Source organism: Saccharopolyspora endophytica, assembly GCF_018070075.1.
GTDB lineage: Bacteria > Actinomycetota > Actinomycetes > Mycobacteriales > Pseudonocardiaceae > Saccharopolyspora > Saccharopolyspora endophytica.
Map to the genome: position 1 here is coordinate 31420 of NZ_JAGPXE010000005.1, position 15955 is coordinate 47374.

The 15955-nt window shown below is 72.5% G+C and carries 18 protein-coding genes; 11 read left to right on the top strand and 7 right to left on the bottom strand.

Annotation, left to right across the window (positions count from 1 at the left end; translation table 11 throughout):
- Positions 1-46 precede the first annotated feature (46 nt).
- From KBO27_RS13765 to amaP, 7 genes are read left to right on the top strand one after another with little or no spacing between them, the layout of a single operon-like run.
- The gene (locus KBO27_RS13765; RefSeq protein ID WP_210970406.1) at positions 47-553 is read left to right on the top strand and encodes an Asp23/Gls24 family envelope stress response protein; all 507 of its coding nucleotides are present in this window, start codon (positions 47-49) and stop codon (positions 551-553) included.
- 44 nt (positions 554-597) lie between these two features.
- Positions 598-909: a hypothetical protein gene (locus KBO27_RS13770; protein ID WP_210970407.1), complete on the top strand. Its 312-nt coding sequence runs from the start codon at positions 598-600 to the stop codon at positions 907-909.
- On the top strand, positions 909-1175 hold the full coding sequence (locus KBO27_RS13775) for a hypothetical protein (RefSeq protein WP_210970408.1): 267 nt from the start codon (positions 909-911) through the stop codon (positions 1173-1175). Before KBO27_RS13770 ends, KBO27_RS13775 begins: the two co-directional genes overlap by 1 nt.
- A 39-nt stretch (positions 1176-1214) precedes the next feature.
- Complete coding sequence (locus KBO27_RS13780) at positions 1215-1394, top strand: hypothetical protein (RefSeq protein ID WP_132677539.1); 180 nt, start codon at positions 1215-1217, stop codon at positions 1392-1394.
- Positions 1391-1732 carry an Asp23/Gls24 family envelope stress response protein gene (locus KBO27_RS13785; RefSeq protein WP_210970409.1) on the top strand — a complete coding sequence of 114 codons (342 nt, stop codon included), beginning with the start codon at positions 1391-1393 and terminating at the stop codon, positions 1730-1732. Before KBO27_RS13780 ends, KBO27_RS13785 begins: the two co-directional genes overlap by 4 nt.
- 5 nt (positions 1733-1737) lie before the next feature.
- A complete protein-coding gene (locus KBO27_RS13790) occupies positions 1738-2271 on the top strand; it encodes a DUF6286 domain-containing protein (RefSeq protein ID WP_210970410.1) in 534 nt (177 codons plus the stop codon).
- Positions 2271-2885: an alkaline shock response membrane anchor protein AmaP gene (gene amaP, locus KBO27_RS13795; RefSeq protein ID WP_210970411.1), complete on the top strand. Its 615-nt coding sequence runs from the start codon at positions 2271-2273 to the stop codon at positions 2883-2885. The genes KBO27_RS13790 and amaP overlap by 1 nt, the downstream gene beginning before the upstream one ends.
- Before the next feature lie 4 nt (positions 2886-2889).
- On the opposite strand, the gene KBO27_RS13800 is transcribed toward amaP, so the two are convergent.
- Both KBO27_RS13800 and KBO27_RS13805 read right to left on the bottom strand, forming a co-directional pair.
- A complete protein-coding gene (locus KBO27_RS13800) occupies positions 2890-3534 on the bottom strand; it encodes a DUF3159 domain-containing protein (RefSeq protein ID WP_210970412.1) in 645 nt (214 codons plus the stop codon).
- Entirely contained in the window at positions 3531-5405 is a 1875-nt protein-coding gene (locus tag KBO27_RS13805; RefSeq protein ID WP_210970413.1) for a S9 family peptidase, read from the bottom strand. Before KBO27_RS13805 ends, KBO27_RS13800 begins: the two co-directional genes overlap by 4 nt.
- 156 nt (positions 5406-5561) lie before the next feature.
- Here KBO27_RS13805 and KBO27_RS13810 point away from each other — a divergent pair, with 156 nt between their 5' ends.
- From KBO27_RS13810 to KBO27_RS13820, 3 genes are all read left to right on the top strand, one after another.
- On the top strand, positions 5562-6284 hold the full coding sequence (locus KBO27_RS13810; RefSeq protein ID WP_210970414.1) for a helix-turn-helix domain-containing protein: 723 nt from the start codon (positions 5562-5564) through the stop codon (positions 6282-6284).
- A 73-nt stretch (positions 6285-6357) separates the two neighbouring features.
- The gene (locus tag KBO27_RS13815) at positions 6358-7173 is read left to right on the top strand and encodes a polysaccharide lyase (RefSeq protein WP_210970415.1); all 816 of its coding nucleotides are present in this window, start codon (positions 6358-6360) and stop codon (positions 7171-7173) included.
- Between the two features lie 112 nt (positions 7174-7285).
- Positions 7286-9169 (top strand): N-acetylmuramoyl-L-alanine amidase, encoded by a 1884-nt coding sequence (locus KBO27_RS13820; protein WP_210970416.1) that lies wholly within the window; start codon positions 7286-7288, stop codon positions 9167-9169.
- On the opposite strand, the gene KBO27_RS13825 is transcribed toward KBO27_RS13820, so the two are convergent.
- From KBO27_RS13825 to KBO27_RS13845, 5 genes are all read right to left on the bottom strand, one after another.
- Positions 9153-10871: an ABC transporter permease subunit gene (locus KBO27_RS13825; protein WP_210970417.1), complete on the bottom strand. Its 1719-nt coding sequence runs from the start codon at positions 10869-10871 to the stop codon at positions 9153-9155. The two genes, KBO27_RS13820 and KBO27_RS13825, sit on opposite strands and share 17 nt — an antisense overlap.
- Positions 10868-12346, bottom strand: a complete 1479-nt coding sequence (locus KBO27_RS13830) for an ABC transporter substrate-binding protein (protein ID WP_210970418.1) — start codon at positions 12344-12346, stop codon at positions 10868-10870. Before KBO27_RS13830 ends, KBO27_RS13825 begins: the two co-directional genes overlap by 4 nt.
- A 36-nt stretch (positions 12347-12382) precedes the next feature.
- Positions 12383-13654, bottom strand: coding sequence for an MFS transporter (locus KBO27_RS13835; protein WP_210970419.1), 1272 nt, complete (start codon positions 13652-13654; stop codon positions 12383-12385).
- The gene (locus tag KBO27_RS13840; protein WP_307870401.1) at positions 13651-14196 is read right to left on the bottom strand and encodes a GNAT family N-acetyltransferase; all 546 of its coding nucleotides are present in this window, start codon (positions 14194-14196) and stop codon (positions 13651-13653) included. The genes KBO27_RS13835 and KBO27_RS13840 overlap by 4 nt, the downstream gene beginning before the upstream one ends.
- Before the next feature lie 89 nt (positions 14197-14285).
- Positions 14286-15116 (bottom strand): hypothetical protein, encoded by an 831-nt coding sequence (locus KBO27_RS13845; protein ID WP_210970420.1) that lies wholly within the window; start codon positions 15114-15116, stop codon positions 14286-14288.
- Positions 15117-15323: 207 nt separating this feature from the next.
- On the opposite strand from KBO27_RS13845, the gene KBO27_RS13850 reads away from it, so the two are divergent.
- A complete protein-coding gene (locus tag KBO27_RS13850; RefSeq protein WP_210970421.1) occupies positions 15324-15860 on the top strand; it encodes an RICIN domain-containing protein in 537 nt (178 codons plus the stop codon).
- Positions 15861-15955: the final 95 nt, after the last annotated feature.

Sequence of the window (15955 nt, forward strand, 5' to 3'; positions counted from 1 at the left end):
GTTCGCGGGTGGCCGGCCGCGAGCGATCGAGCGGAAAGGTTTCACCATGCCCCAGTCGAGCGGCAACTCCACCCAGCGCACCGAGTCCCAGGACGTCACGACGTCCACCTCGGTCGGTTCGGGATCGGTTCGGCCCACCGAGCACACCTCGCAGGGCAAGACCACGATCGCGGCCTCGGTGGTGCAGAAGATCGCCGGCATCGCGGCGCGCGAGATCTCCGGCGTGCACGCGATGGGCGGCGGGGTCTCCCGCGCGTTCGGCGCGCTCCGGGAGCGCATCCCGGGCGGTAGCGGCACCTCGTCGACCTCCGGCGTGCAGGTCGAGGTCGGGGAGAAGCAGGCGGCCGTCGACCTGGACATCATCGTCGAGTACGGCGCGTCCATCTCGGAGATCGCCCGCGCCGTGCGCCGCAACGTCATCAGCGGCGTCGAGCGGATGACCGGCCTGGAGGTCATCGAGGTGAACATCGCGGTCAACGACATCCACCTGCCTTCCGAGGAAGGCCAGGAGAACGAGGGCGCCTCCACCGGCCCGTCCTCCCGGGTGGAGTGAGGCGTGGCGTCCGCCCACCTCCCGCGATGCGCGGAGGAACCGGGATGAGCCCCGGTGCAGCTGAGGTGGCCGACCAGGTGGCCGCGGCCGTGCTGGCGCACCCGGCGGTGGCCGGGCTGCACGGCGGGAGCTTCGGCACCACCGCCACGCACCTGCCCGGCCGCCGGGTTGTCGGCGTTCGGCTCGGCGACGCCCGCGACGCGGTCGAGGTCGGAGTGGTGCTGCGGCTGGGCGACCCGCTGCCGGACGTCGTGGACCAGCTGCGGCGGCGAGTCGCCGCGGTCGTCGGCGAGGTCCCGGTGGACGTGGTGGTCTGCGCCGTCGTCGCGCCGGGCGAGGAACCGGGAGACGACTGATGGTCCGCGAACCGGATCCGGACGCGCGGCGCCGGTATCGCGCCTTCATCCGGGCCAACCACCCCGACGCGGGCGGTGATCCGGAGGTGTTCGCGGCGGGTCTGGAGCGGCTCCGCGCCCGCTCGCGGCCGCAGCGGGGACGCCAGCGCCGTCCGGACCGCTACGACGCCCCGGTGGAAGTGATCCCCGACGCGCGGATGGTGACACGGCTGGCCGGCCGGGTCCGCGCCTGGCGCCGGCGCAGGAAGCGCAGCCGGGTGCGGTGAGAGATCGCCTCGATCGAGGCGACGAGGAGGGTGTGGCGAATGAACGCTGTGCAGACAGGGCTGCTGGCCGGGTTGATCCTCGGCGTTGCCGCTGCGGCAGGAGGTTTCACCGGTTTCCTGATCGCGCTGGTGCTCGGCGCGATCGGTGTGGTCGTCGGCCGGGTCGTGGACGGGGAACTGGACCTCGGAGAGGTGTTCGGCCGGGGCGGGGACCGGTGAGCGCCCCGGTCGCGGAGGCGCAGGACGCGGGTGAGCGCGGCTCGCTGGAGATCGACCGCGGCGTGCTCCGCAAGATCGTCGAGCACGCCGCGAGCGGAGTCGCGGGCGTCGCGCGCACCCGTCGCGGACCGAGCGCGAAGCTCTCCGGGCCCGCCGAGGAACTGCGCATCCTGCTGGACCTGCCCATCAGCTACCCGGATCCGGTCCGGGAGACCGCCTGCGCGGTGCGCGAGGCCGTGTCCGAGGAGCTGGAGCGGCTGGCCGACGCCGGGGTGCTGAACGTGGAGGTCACCGTCTCCGCCCTGGTGCCCGCCGCCCGACGAAACCGAGTGGAGTGAGTCCCGTGCGCGTCGTCGTCCGATTGCTCACGTCCCTGGCCGGTCTGGTCGTGCTCGCCGGCGGAGTGCTGCTGATCGTGGAGGTCGTCGGGGTCTGGGTTCGCCCGGGCTCGGGCGGCGTGCTCGTCCCGTGGTCGGCCGCACGACCCGTGCTGAGCGGGCTGACCTGGCGAGACGGCCCGGTGCTGGCCGTCGCCGCCGGGTGCGCGGTGCTCGGCGCGGTGCTGCTGCTGATCTCGCTGCTCGCGGGGCGCCGGGTCATCCGGCTGCTCGACCCGGCGCCGGAGGTCACGGTCACGACCGATCCCCGTTCGCTGGCCAGGGTCGTCGGCCACCGGGTGCGCGCCGAGGACGGCGTGGCGGCCACGGCGGTGACCGCGCGCCGGAAGCGGGTGCGGGTGAAGGTGACCGGGCGGTTCCGCACGGTCGGCGATCTGCGGGACCGGGCGGTGACCACCGCGTCCGCCGCGGTCGAGGCGCTGCCGCTGCGGCGCGGCCCGAGGGTGTCGGTGTCGGTCTCCCCGGCGAAGGAGCGGTGATGACGAAGGTGAACGAGGACGTGCGGCCGAGCCGCACACCGGTCGGGCGGTCGCTGGGGTTCGAGCGTTCGCTGCTGGGCGTGCTCGCGCTCGTGCTGCTGGCCGCGGGCGCGCTGGCGCTGGTGGTCGGTTCCGGTCTGCTCGGCCGGTTCCGCGCGGGACGGCCGGTGCTGGACCCGCTGCTGGTGGGCTGGGTCGGTGCGAACCGGGTGCCGTTCCTCGCCGGGGCCGCGGCGCTGGGCGTCGTGCTGGTGGTCGTCGGGATCTGGTGGTTGCTGCGTTCGCTGCGCCCGGAGGGGCGGCCGGACGTGCCGCTGGCCGACGAGGACGGCGGTTCGGCGACCATCACCTCCGGCGCGCTCGCCGCGGCGGTGCGCAGCGACGCCGAGCAGGTCACGGGTGTCAGCAGCGCCCGGGTGCGGATGGCGGGGACCGAGCAGCGGCCGCACCTGCGACTCGCGCTGTCGCTGCAGGAAGGCGCTGACGTGCGCGGGGTGTGGGCGGAGCTGGACGAGGAGGTCCTCGACCGCGCACGTCGAGCGCTGGGGGCCGAACGGCTGCCGGCCGCGATCCACTTCCGGTTGGATCGCGCGGCCGGCCGCCGGGTCAGCTGATCGGTCAGGGTTTGAGGACCTTCGTGGTGCGGCGGAAGGACCAGAGGACGACCAGGGCGGCCAGCGCGGTCAGCGGGGTCCCCATGGCGATCTTGGCGAAGGCCAGCCAGCCGGTGGAATCGGCGAGGTAGAGCCATTCCTTGACCACGAAACGGCCCGCGAAGACCAGCAGCACCGCCAGCGACGCGAGGTAGTGGGCGCGCAATGCGGACCGGTTCTGGCGCCACGCGTGTCCGCCGCCGTGCAGCAGGTTCCAGATGACCCCGGTCAGCGGGCGACCGGCGAGCATCGAGACGAGCACGACGATCGCCCCGGCGAGGCTGGCCCAGATCCCGATGAGGAAGAAGTCCTTGGCCGAGCCGGTCCAGGCCGCGACACCACCGGCCACGGCGATGGCCAGGACGCCGCCGAGGGCCGAGGACGGCTTCTCGCCGCGCAGCAACCGAAAACCGGTGAGCGCCAGGGCCGCCGCGAGCGCGATCCCGATCGACGGGGCCAGCGGCAGGAACGCGGTGGCGGTCACGAACACCACCACGGGCAACGTCGTGCACAGCATGCCCATCGGTCCGCCGAGGCCATCGAGCAGCGTCTGTTGGACGTTGACGGGCTTCTCCTCGGCGTGGGGCGTGTCGGCTTCGGTCGCGGTCATTTCACGTCTCCTATGTGGCGGGTGATGAAGCGGTCGGCGGCGTGGAACATGGCGATGACGTTCTCCCGGTTGACGAACATGTGCCCTTCGTCGTCGAAGACCAGGTACTCGACCTCGATGCCGCGCGCCCGGACGGCCTCGACGATCAGGTCCGATTCCTCCTGCACGACGCGGGCGTCGTTGGCGCCCTGGACGACCAGCAGCGGGGCGCGGATCGCGTCGACGCGGGTGATCGGCGAGCGGGCCAGCATGTCGGCCTCCTGCTCCGGATCGGCCGGGTCGCCGACGTAGCGGAACCAGTTGTTGACCAGCCCGGGTTTGACGAAATCGGGTTGGGTGCGCATGAAGTTCGCGAGGTTGGAGATGCCGACGTAGTCGACGACGGCCGCGAAGCGGTCGGGGGTGAAGGTGGCGCCGACCAGCGCCGCGTACCCGCCGTAGGAGCCGCCGAAGATCGCGACCCGATCGGGGTCGGCGTAGCCCTGCTCGACGGCCCAGTCGACGCCGTCGATGAGGTCGTCGTGCATCGCTCCGGCGAACTCGCCGATCGCGGCCTGCGTGTGCGCCTTGCCGAAACCGGTCGAACCGCGGAAGTTGACCTTCAGGGCCGCGAAACCGCGGTTGGCGAACAGCTGCGCCACCGGGTCGAACCCCCACGCGTCGCGCGCCCACGGTCCACCGTGGACCAGCAGCACCAGCGGCAGCTCCGACGGTTCGACGCCGACCGGCAGCGTCAGGTACGACGGCAGCTCCAGCCCGTCGCGGGCGGTGATGGTCACCGGCGTCATCGGTGCCAGCGACTCGGGGTCGAGGTGCGGCAACGGCCGGAACAGCAGCCGCCGCTCACCGGTGGAGTGGTCGTAGAACCAGGTGGCGCCCGGGTCGCGGTCGTGGTTGAACGAGGCGATCCAGCGCTGCCCGGTGTCGTCGGAGGTGAGCTCGCCCAGGTCGCCGTCGGAGAGCTCCTGGAGCCGGGCCAGCACGTCGGCGAAGTGCGGGTCGAGCGCCCGGATCTCCTGGCGTTCGCCGAGATAGCGGACGCCGAGCAGCTCGCCGGCGCGGTCGCGGATCAGCGTCGGGGGCGCGGTGGGGAACACCTGCGGGCGCGGGTCGAGGTCGAAGGTCGGGTGGCTGTCGACCTCGGTCGTCTCACCGGTGGCGAGGTCGATGCGGACCAGGCGGGTGCGGTCGGTGCCCTCGTTGGTGCCGAACCACATGCCGGTGCCGTCGGCCGTCACCTGCGACATGCCGCCGACCGGGTGGTCGGCGCCCGGCAGCAGCAGCACGTGCCGCAGCGCGCCGTCGGCGTCCGGGCGCAGGATCTCGACGTCGCCGTCGGCGGTGAGCGAGGTGGCCAGCAGCTCCCCGCCACCCGCCTGGAACCAGGTCGTGCCGGGCCCCGGGCATTCGCCGAGCATCGTGAGCTCACCGGTGGCGATGTCGAGCTCGTGCAGGTCGAACTCGGCCGGGTTGCGCGCGTTGAGCAGGATCGCGAGCCTGCCGGGGCGGCCGAGGGACGGCTCCGCCGAGACCACCCGGGCGCCGGGGAACGGCGTCAGGTCGACGGCGGGCGAGCCGGGGGTGTCCAGGTCCACCCGGTGCAGGTGCCAGTTCTCGTCGCCGCCGTCATCTTGCAGGTAGAGCAGCCAGCGCGGATCGTCGGTGAAGTGGAAGCTCTGCACGCTGCGGGTCTCGTCGGCGGTGACGCACCGCGGTTCGGCGTCCGGGTCGAGGTCCTGCACCCACACGTTGAGCCGGTTCTTCCAGGGCGCGAGGAACGCGAACCTGGTGCCGTCCGGCGAGATCCGCGCTTTGGCGCGCTGCGGGTCGGCGAAGAGATCCTCGACCGCGAGGTGGTCGGGTCCGGTCATGTCATCCCCCTCGTTCGTGGCTGTGGAACAAGGAGAAGGTGTGCCGCTGCGGCACGCTCAAGCCCGCGGCGTTGTGATGTGGCTCACTCTTGACCGTGCCGCAGCGGCACGGTTTTGACTACGACGTGCAATGCCGTTGAGACGAGGAGAAACCCGGTGGCCTGGAGCACCCGCGAGATCGCCGAGCTGGTGGGCACGAGCCTGCGCGCCGTGCGGCACTACCACGAGGTGGGGCTGCTGGAGGAGCCCGAACGGCGGGCCAACGGCTACAAGCAGTACGGCGTCGCCCACCTGGTCCGGCTGCTGCGCATCAAGCGCCTGGTCGACCTCGGGTTCTCGCTGTCCCAGATCGCCGCCATGGGCGACGCCGACGACCACCCGGAGGAAGCCCTGCGCGCTCTCGACGCGGAACTCGCCGCCACCATCGAACGACTGCAGCGCGCCCGCGTGGAGCTCGGCCTCATCCTGCACCAGGCCGCACCCACGGACCTGCCGCCCGAACTCGGCTCAGCCGCAGCGCGCACGCCGATGACCGAGACCGACCGCTCGTTCCTCGTCGTGGTCTCCCGGGTCCTCGGCCCGAAGGGGTTGCAGGCCTACGCCGACATGCTGCAGAGCACCTCGGACGAGGGTTCCGGCGAGTTCGACGACTTGCCCGCCGACGCCGACGAACCCACCCGCCAGGCCGTCGCCGAAGAGATCGCCGAGCTCACCCGAACCCTCTACGAGAAGCACCCGGGACTGCTCGAACTCGACGCCGACGCCCCCGGCGGCTCCCGCCACGCCTGGACCACCGCGGGCAAAGCCCTCGCCGACCTCTACAACCCGGCCCAGCTCGACGTCCTCCGCAGAGTCCACCACCTCATCCGCAACACCTGACCGCGGCAGCTTCACGCCAGGGCGTTGACCGGGTGGGGGTGGGGGTGTGTGCTCGTGGTCGAGGTGATCAACGATGCGCACTCACCGATCTCGCCGCGCGGCGGGACTTCTCGGGCTCGTGCTGGCCGCGGCGGTGGCGCTGCCCGCGACGGCGTCGGCGGCAGAGCCGTGGAGCGGGGATTTCGCCGATTTCCCGGCTGATTCGTGGTCGCAGCAGTGGGGTGTGGTCGGTGACGGGCAGTTCGGGTTCGACCGGATGTCCGGCCAGGACGGGGCCGTGGACGTGTTCTACGGGCAGGGTTCGTCCGCACCGTCCTGCGAGGACTGCCCCAGCGAGGGCGGCGGCCAGTTCTACAGCGACTTCACCGCCGTCGGGCGCGGCGATCTCGCCGAGGCGCGCAGCCTCCAGCTGACCTACCAGGTCCGGTTCCCGGCGGACTGGGACTTCGGCAAGGGCGGCAAGCTGCCCGGTCTCTACGGCGGGAAGCCCGGCGAGGCCGGGGGCGGGAACCACGGTCAGGCGTGGTCGACGCGGTTCATGTGGCGCAACGACGACGGTTCCGGTGCGCGCAGCGCCGACGGCGAGGTCTACGTCTACGACCCGTCGATGGGCGACGGCTACGGCGAGGACGTCGGTCGCGGTGCCTGGCAGTGGCAGGCCGACGACCAGTGGCACACCGTGCAGCAGACCGTCGACCGCGACAGCGGGCGCATCGTGGTGAGACTCGACGGGCAGCAGGTGCTCGACGAGCAGGGGATCCAGCAGATCTCCGACATCCCCTTCGCCGGCATCTTCTTCTCCACGTTCTTCGGCGGTCACGCCACCGAGTGGGGGCCGAGCCACGACGTGCACGCCCAGTTCCGCGATTTCCAGGTCAGCACGCCCTGACGGGTAACGAGCGGGTGGCGATTGAGCGAATTCGCCGACGCGCCCGCGATCGGAGGAGGACATTCCGTTCCTGAGCCCTCGATGGTGAGCGGGACAGGAACGGGAGGCCCGGGTGAAGGCACTGGCGAAGCGACGCGCGCTGTGGGCGGCGGTGACCGCGGGGCTGCTGCTCAGCACCGCTCCCGCCCACGCAGCGGAGGATCCGGATACCGCGGTGCAGCGGACCTTCGAGTCGGCCGCGGCCGAGTTCGGCGTTCCCGCACCGCTCCTGATGGCCACGTCCTACCAGCTCACCAGGTGGGAGGACCACCACGGCGAGCAGAGCAGGGCGGGCGGCTACGGGCCGATGCACCTCACCGAGGTCGACGTGGCCCGGCTGCGCGAGGAGAACCCGAAGCTGCGCGAGCTCGCCGACCACCCGGCGCTGCACACGCTGCCGGAAGCGGCCGAGCTGGTGGGCGTCCCGACGGAGACGCTCAAGCGCGACCCGGAGCAGAACGTCCGCGCCGGGGCCGCGCTGCTCGCCGCGCGCGCCAAGGGCCTCGGCGGCGGCGAGCTCCCGAACGACCTCGGCGCCTGGTACCCGGCGATCGCCGGCCTCAGCGGCAGCCCGCGGACCAGCGGTGCGCAGGACTTCGCCGACAGCGTCTACGACGTGCTCGGCCAAGGGCGTGCCCGCACCACCTCCAGCGGGCAGCGCGTCGCGTTCTCCCGGATCCCCGAGGTGGAGCCCGACCGCGACCTCTCCGCGACCGCGCTCGCCGAGGACGAAGCGGAAACCGAGGCCGAGTGCCCGGATTCGCTGGACTGCCGCTTCATCCCCGCCGCCTACGCGCCGACCGACCCGGAGGACCCCTCGGCCGGGTACGGCAACTACGACACCGCCGAGCGGCCCGACGACGTCGAGATCGACTCGATCGTCCTGCACGACACCGAAGTCGCCTACCAGACCACGATCTCGCTGTTCCAGGACCCGGCGCACGGTGCCGCCTCGCACTACGTGATCCGGTCGTCCGACGGCGAGATCACGCAGATGGTGCCCACCAAGGACATGCCGTGGCACGCCGGCAGCTGGGACCGGAACATGCGCTCCATCGGCATCGAGCACGAGGGCTGGGCCAACGAGGGCGGCACCTGGTACACCGAGGCGATGTACCGATCGTCGGCGGAGCTCGTGCGGTACCTGGCGGAGAAGTACGACATCCCGCTGGACCGCGAGCACGTCGTCGGCCACGACGAGGTCAGCGCCGACAAGCCCTCCGGTGCCGGGTCCGAGCACTACGACCCGGGCCCGTACTGGGACTGGGCGCACTACATGGACCTCGTCGGCGCACCGCTCGACGGCGAGCGCGGCGAAGGTGAAGCGGTGACCATCCACCCGCGCTTCGCCACCAACCAGCCGCCGGTCACCGAATGCCCGGACGGCGCCTGCCAGGAACTCCCCGCGCAGCCCGCGAACTTCCTGTACCTGCGCACCGAACCGCGCGACGACGCGCCGTTGCTGAGCAATCCGGCCCTGCACCCCGGTGGCGAGCCCGGCACCACCCGCATCGAGGACTGGTCGGCCAAGGCCGCCACCGGTCAGCGCTACGCGGTCGCCGAGCGCCGGGGAGACTGGCTGGCGATCTGGTTCGGCGGCGAGAAGGCGTGGCTGCGCGACCCGGGCGGCGAGAACACCGCTCCCGCCGAGGACGCCGACCTCGTCGAAGCCCGCCGCGACGGCATCCCGACCTACGGCATGGCGGCCCCGTCGCCGAGCGAGTACCCGGAGGGCATCGACCCCACCGTGATCGACCCGCTGCCGTACACCCTCCCGGCCGGGCAGGCCTACGTCGCCGGGGACGGCGTGGGAGCGACGGATTACCACGTCGGCTACGACGGTCTGGAGGACCCGAACAACCACGTGGTCATCAGCGGAGCCGAGCAGTACGTGCGGATCTCCTACCACCACCGCTGGGTGTACGTGAAGCGATCGGACGTCAAGCCGGTCTCGTGACGCCCGGCGCGTGCGGTGCGAGCGCGGCGGTGAGGCCGAGCAGGGCGAGCCCCGCGGTCGGGAAGAGCACGCTCCACGGGGCCGTTTCGGCGTAGTCGATGGACTGCGCCAGGATCGCGCCCCACTCCGGGGAGTCGTACGGCGCCGCGAGCCCGAGGTAGCCGAGGCCCGCGAGGGCGAGGGCGTTGTGCGGCAGCCGGATCAGCGCGTGCCGCAGGACCGGCGTGAACACCGAGGGCAGCAGGTGCCGGGTGATGACGTGGGTCCGGCTCGCACCGGTGGCGAGGGCGGTGCGGACGAAACCGGACGCGCGCACCTCCGCGGTCAGGGTCCGGGCGTGCACGGCCAGGGGGATCCAGGCGACCGAGCAGACCGCGATGACGGCGCTGAGCATCCCCGGCCCGGCCACGGCCGCGACCACGACGCCGGCCAGCACCGGAGGCACCGCGTTGAGGACGTCGGCGACCCCCGCGCGGGTGCGGGTCATGCCCGAGGCCAGGCCGAGGACCAGCGCCACCACGCTGACCACCAGCGATCCGCCGATGCTGAGCAGCGCGCCGTGTCCGAAGCGGGCGAGCAGGTCGCGCCCCAGCGAGTCGGTGCCGAAGGGGTGCGCGGAGGTCGGGGCCTGCAGCCGGTCGCTCAGGGAGATCGCGCTCGGGTCGCGCAGCAGCCCGGCCAGCACGGCGACGGCCAGCACTCCGGCCGCCACCAGCGCCCAGCGCGCGCTTCCCGCCGAGTCCGATGTGGACTGCGGGATGCCGGTGCTGCGCAGGGCGGGACCGAGCATCCACCGGTGCGCGAGGACGCCCAAGCCGCCGAACGCCAGGCCCAGCAGGGCCAGCACGATCACGCATCCCTGCACCAGCGGCAGGTCCTGCGCGAGAACGGCGTTCAGCGCGGTCGCGCCGAGACCGGGGATGGCGAAGACCGCCTCGACCACGATCCCCGAGCCGAGCAGCCCGACGAACAGCAGCACCAGCTGCGGGAACGCCACGGCCACCGAGCGCCGCACCACGGCCCGCAGCATCACGCGCCGGCGAACCCCGTTGGCCCGCCAGACCCGAACCCACGGCTCGGCTAGCGCGCCGTCGACCGCGCTCGCCAGCACCCTGCCGAGCGCACCGGCGGCCGGAAGCCCCAGCGCCAGCGCGGGAAGCGGCATGTTCGCCGGACCGGACCAGCCCGAGGTCGGCGCCAGCCCCCAGTGCACGGCGATCAGCACCAGCAGGCCGGTGGCCAGCAGGAACTCGGGCACCGCGGCGAGCACGGCACCGGTGGCCAGCGCGCCGCGGCCGACACCACCGGACCCCTGGGCGGCCCGCCACAGGCTCGGCGCCAGCACCAGCAGCGCGCACACCAGTGCCGTCAGCGCGGCGACCAGCGCCAGCGTCACGGAGATCCCGGCGGCCTGGCCGAGCGACTCCGACACCGGAACGCCGCTCACCCAGGACCGCCCGAAGTCCCCGCGCACCGCACCCGCCAGCCAGCTCAGCACCCCGGTCACCGGGTCGTCGGGGATGCCGACGTCGTGCCGGATCGAGGCGAGCACGGCCGGGTCGAGCTCCTGCTCGGCGGAGCGGGCGCGCAGCACGGTCTGCGCCGGGTCGTCGCCGCTCAGCCACGGCAGCGCGCCGATCACGAACGCGGGGACGAGCACGGCGCCGGCGGTGACGAGCAGTCCGCGCAGCACCTTCCTCATGCGCCGCGCGAGGTCTCGGCGGTGATCAGCCTCCGGTCGAAACCGTCCTCGGCGACGCCGCTGATCCCGGGCGCGACGCCGATGCGGCTGCGCTCGTGCGCGATCGGGACGATCGCGTCGGTGCCGAGCACCTGCTCGGCGATGCGCACCGCAGCGCGCTCGCGCTCCTGCAGCGGTGCGGGTTGAGCGGCCTCGACGGCGGCGTCGATCGCCGGATCGCACAGCCGCGACAGGTTGTACCCGCCGTCGCAGGTCCAGTCGCTGCGCAGGTAGCCGATGGGGTCGCCGGTGTCGACCGAGTAGTTGCGGGCGCCGATCACCACGTCGTAGGCGCCGGAGAGCAGGTCGGACTCCATCGTGGAGAACTCCTGCACGACCACGTCGGTCACCTCGAAACCGGCCTGGCGCAGCTCCTCGGCGACCACCGAGGCGATCTCGGGCAGTTCCGGGCGCTCGTCGTAGGTCGCGATGCGGATGCGGCCGCGCGGCTGGGCAGCCGCAGGAGCGGGAGGCGGTGGGGCGGCGGTCGCCCACGGGCTCGCCGGGCCGAACAGCCCTCGCGCGGGATCGGCTTGACCCGCGTAGACGCCCTCGGCGATGCGCGCGGGGCCGATGGCCTGCCGCGCCGCCGCGCGCATCGCCGGGTCGGCGAACACCGCGGAGCGCGTGTTGAGGTGCGCGCCGATCAGCCGGGGCAGCGGCACGTCGAGGACTTCGTCGCCCTCGACGGTGGGCAGCTGCGAGACGGGCACGGTGTCGACGACGTCGACCTCGCCCGCGCGCAGCGCGTTGGCCCGGCTCGCGCCGTCGGCGATGAACCGCGCGTCCACACCGGACGCCTTCGGCGCCCCGCCCCAGTAGCGGGGATTGGCGTTGAGCGTCGCGCCCGCCGCGCCCTGCACCGAATCCAGCACGTAGGGGCCGGTTCCGGCGCGCACCGGGTTCGGCGACGCCGGGTTCGCGTAGGCGGCCGGAGCGAGGATCGCCAGCTGCGGAGCGGTGAGCCGCTGCGGCAGGATCGGGTCCGGTCGCGCGGTGGTGATCTCCAGCGTCCGCTCGCCCGAGGCCTTCGCCGTGAGCTGCACGCCCTTGAGCGCGCGGGGTGGGGTCGTGGCGGTGACCACGTGGTTCAGGGAGGCGGCGGCGTGCTCGGCGGTCAGCGGTGTGCCGTCGTGGAAGGTGACGCCCGCGCGCAGGTTCAGCCGCAGCGTGAGCGGGTCGGTCTGCTCCCAGCTCTCGGCCAGCGCGGGCCGCGCGGTGCCGTCGCGGTCGAGGACGGTGAGCGTTTCGGCCGTGCCGAGCTTGGTGAGCAGCAGCGCGTCGTCGCTGTGGGGCGAGAGGTTCGCGACCGGCTGGAACGACAGGGCCACGCCCAGCCGGTCGTCCGCACCGCCGCCGGGAGCGGCGGCGAAGCAGCCGGAGAGCACGAGCGCGCCGGCTAACAGCGCGGCGACGCGGGTGAGTCCCTGGGACATGGGGGGCGAACCTCCTCGGGCGCGGAAGCACCCAGATTAATGAGAACGACTTTCATTGCTGTACCGCCTGGCGAGTACCAGCAGCGTGAGACCACCCACAGCGGGCAGCAGCGCCAGCACCGACCACGGCACCGGCGCCGACGGGCCCGGGCTTGCCGCCAGGTCGAGCAGTCCACCCGCGACACCGCTTCCCACGAGCACCGCGAGACCGCCCGCCGAGGACAGGAATCCGTAGTACGAGCCGAGGTTGCGCCCGCCGGCCAACCGGGGGACCAGGTCCTGGGCCACCGGAACCGCCAGCATCTGCCCGAACGTCAGCAGCACCACGAACAGCACCGCCGGGAGCAGCGACAACCCGCTGGGCAGGGTCCACGGCGAGAACCCCGCCACGACGACGAAAGCGAGGCTGAGCAGGCCGAAACCCAGCGGCAGCGCGCGATGCGCGCCGAACCGGTTGCGCGCCCACGCCGCCAGCGGCAGCTGGCCGACGACGACCACGGCCGCGGCGAGCGCGAACATCCAGCCCAGCGCCCAGTCGGCTCCCACCCGGCCCAGCTCCACCGGCAGCGCCAGGTAGAGCTGGTTGTAGCTGAGCAGGTAGGCGCTGTAACCGGCGGCGAAGACCAGGAAGGTGCGGTTGCGCGCGATGTCGGCCCACCCGGCCAGCAGCGGCCGCCGCTCGGCGTGCGGTCCGCGCGGCAGCCACCACGCGTGCGTGGCCAGGACGACCGCGAAGACCGCGGCGGCGACCGAGCAGGTCAGTCCGAAGTCGACGCCGAGCAGCACCGCTCCGAGCAGCGGCCCGGTCACCGCGCCGACCTCGCCGCACACCGCGAACAGGCCGAACAGCTCGGTTCGGGAGATCACGCCCCGCTCCTCCAGCTCCGCGCCCTGCACGGCCAGCGCTGATTCCACCGCGGGCGAGAACAGCGCCGCGGCGAGCCCGATCAGCACGGTTCCGACCAGCACGGTCGCGAAGTCGCCCGCCGCGGCCAGCACCAGGAACCCGGCGATGCGCACCGAACATCCCGCGAGCACCGCGGGCCGGACGCCGAAGCGGTCGGCCAGCGCGCCGCCGATCGCGAACATGCCCTGCTGGCTGAAGGTGCGCACGCCGAGCACGATGCCGATCGCCCAGCCCGCCATCGCCAGGTCGTCGGCCAGGTGCGTGGCCAGGAACGGCACCACCAGGTAGAAGCCGACGTTGAACGCCAGCTGGGTCAGCAGCAGCAGGCGGGCGAGTCCGGGCAGCACGGCCAACCGCGCCAGCAGCGACCACCGGCCGCGCCGGGTGTCGGCGGCGGTCACGCGCGCGAGGTCGGCAGGGCGATCTCGAAGTGGACGATCGCTTCGCCGTCGCCGCGCGCGTCGTGGACCTCCTTGGCGAGGCTCCGCCAGAAGGGTTCCGCGCCGTCGATCTCGGGGTTGGTGTGCAGGTAGGCGGTGTCGTAGCCGGATTCCGCGGCGAACTCGCAGCACCGCTCGACCAGCGCGCGGGCCAGCCCGTGCCTGCGGTGCGACGGGCGGACGTAGGTGCGCACCAGCTGCGCGGTGGCGCCGCGCGCGTAGTGCTCGGCGAGCCACAGCGGGTTCGGCGGGCTCTTCGGGCCACCGGACCGCAGACCGGCGGTGGCCACGACCTCACCGCCGAGGTCGGCGACGAACAGCGCCTGGCCGGGAGTGCGCAGGTAAGTGCGTTCGAGGTCGATCACGTCGGCGTGCCACTCCGGCACGTAGCCGGACCCCATCTCCCGGTAGAAGGTGTCGAGCATCAGCGCGCGAGCGCCCTCGACGTCCTCCGGGTGGGCCTTCCGCAACGCGTAGTCGCCGATCCGCTGCACCTCGTCCACGTTCCCCCCTCGGCCACGACCAACTCCTCCGAGGTTAATCACTCCACGATTGCTGTAGCAATGAGGTGGCAATAAACGGGGGTGTGAGGTCAGGCCCGGCGCTGGGCCGCCTGGTCGAGGAGTTCGCCCACGGTGCGGCTGCCCGCGGCGGTGTCGCCGTTGAAGCGGCGCAGGATCTCGATCCGCGCCTCGGCCGCCTGGCCCTGCGCGACCTGCAACAGCAGCAGGTCCTTGTCGGCCGACGGCAGGTCGGTCACCCAGGCGCCGAGCGCCTTGGGGTCGAGCCGCTCCTGCAGCGGCGTGCTGTTCTCGGCGGCCACCGCCAGCAGGTCGTCGTCCAGCCGCAGGAACTCCGCGAACGCGGTCTGCGCGGCGGTGAGCTGCGTGAGCCCCGGCGGCACGACCGGTTCGAGCTCCTCCTCGGCGCTGGTGTCGAAGGCGAACTCGTCGCGCTCCCACGTGCCGTAACCCGCCAGCCACGCGAGGTACAGCGGACGCAGGTCGCCGGCGGCGATCTCGTCGCGGACGCCGGCCAGCAGCGCCAGCAGTCCATCGTGGCCGGTCGAGCCGGAGGGCTCCTCGTCCTCGCTGACGAAGTCCAGCACCACGTGGTCCTCGGAGCTCCAGACGTCGACGCGCTCGGCGACTTCGAACTCCTCGGCGATCGCGTCGTCGAGGTCCCCGCGCGGGACGCGGATCATCAGCCGGTGCGTGCCCCAGCTCGTCACGTGCAGATGGGCGTCGTAGTAGGACTCGACCAGCACGTCCGGATCGCCGCGGAAGTCGTCCTGCTCGTAGGTGGCGGCGAAGGCGGTGTCGCTGATGACCGCCCGGCTGGACAGCTCCCGCACCTCGGCCTGCTCGTCGTCGCTCAACGGCCGGTCGACCGCGAGGAACTCGTAGTGCTGGTACTCGGTCACCGAAAATCCTCGCAGCTCTTGGGGAACACCGGGGCCGCCAGGCTACTCACCGGTGGTGTCCGGTCGGGGAACGCCTCGAATCATCCGGGCTTCGCCCGTTGTGATTACTGACCGCGAACATCACCCGCGGCGCTGGTATGTATCGATTTCGGGCGAACCGGACGGGTTCGCCTTCCCCGAAACACCTTCATCCTCGGAGGAACAACCATGAGACGCGCTCGCTGGATGCTGGGTGCACTCGGCGCGATGGCGGTCTTGTCGGTCGTGCCCGCGCCGTCGGCCACGGCCGATTCCGTGCTCGTCACCAAGATCACCACCGTCGCCGACAAGTCCCGCTGGGTGGTCAACGGCCCGGACTCGGCGATCCGCACCGTCCAGCCCCACTCGGCCGCACAACCGCGTTCGGCCGATCAGTGGGTCATCGCCAAGCGCCCCGACGGTGCGATGACCATCCAGAGCCAGGAGAACCGCCAGTGCGTGACCGCAAAGGCGCGCACGGGTGGTGAACTGCGCACCGCCGACTGCGATCCGGCCAACGCCGCCCAGGTCTGGACGATCAACCGCCGCAACGACGGCACCGTCGTCATCAGCCCGAAGTCCACGCCGCGACTGGTCGTGGCGATCCAGCAGCCCCCGGCCAAGAACGGCGCTCTGCAGCTCACCGAACGAGAACAGGTCACCAGCAATTCCACCACACCCGATCACAGCGCCATGGACACCCAGTCGTTCAAGCTCGACATCTGAGCCGACGGAGAAGACGGCTGCCCCACCGGAATTCCGGTCGGAGCAGCCGTCTTCTCGTTGCGCGGGGGAGAACCGTCGGAGGTTGGTCGCGTTCC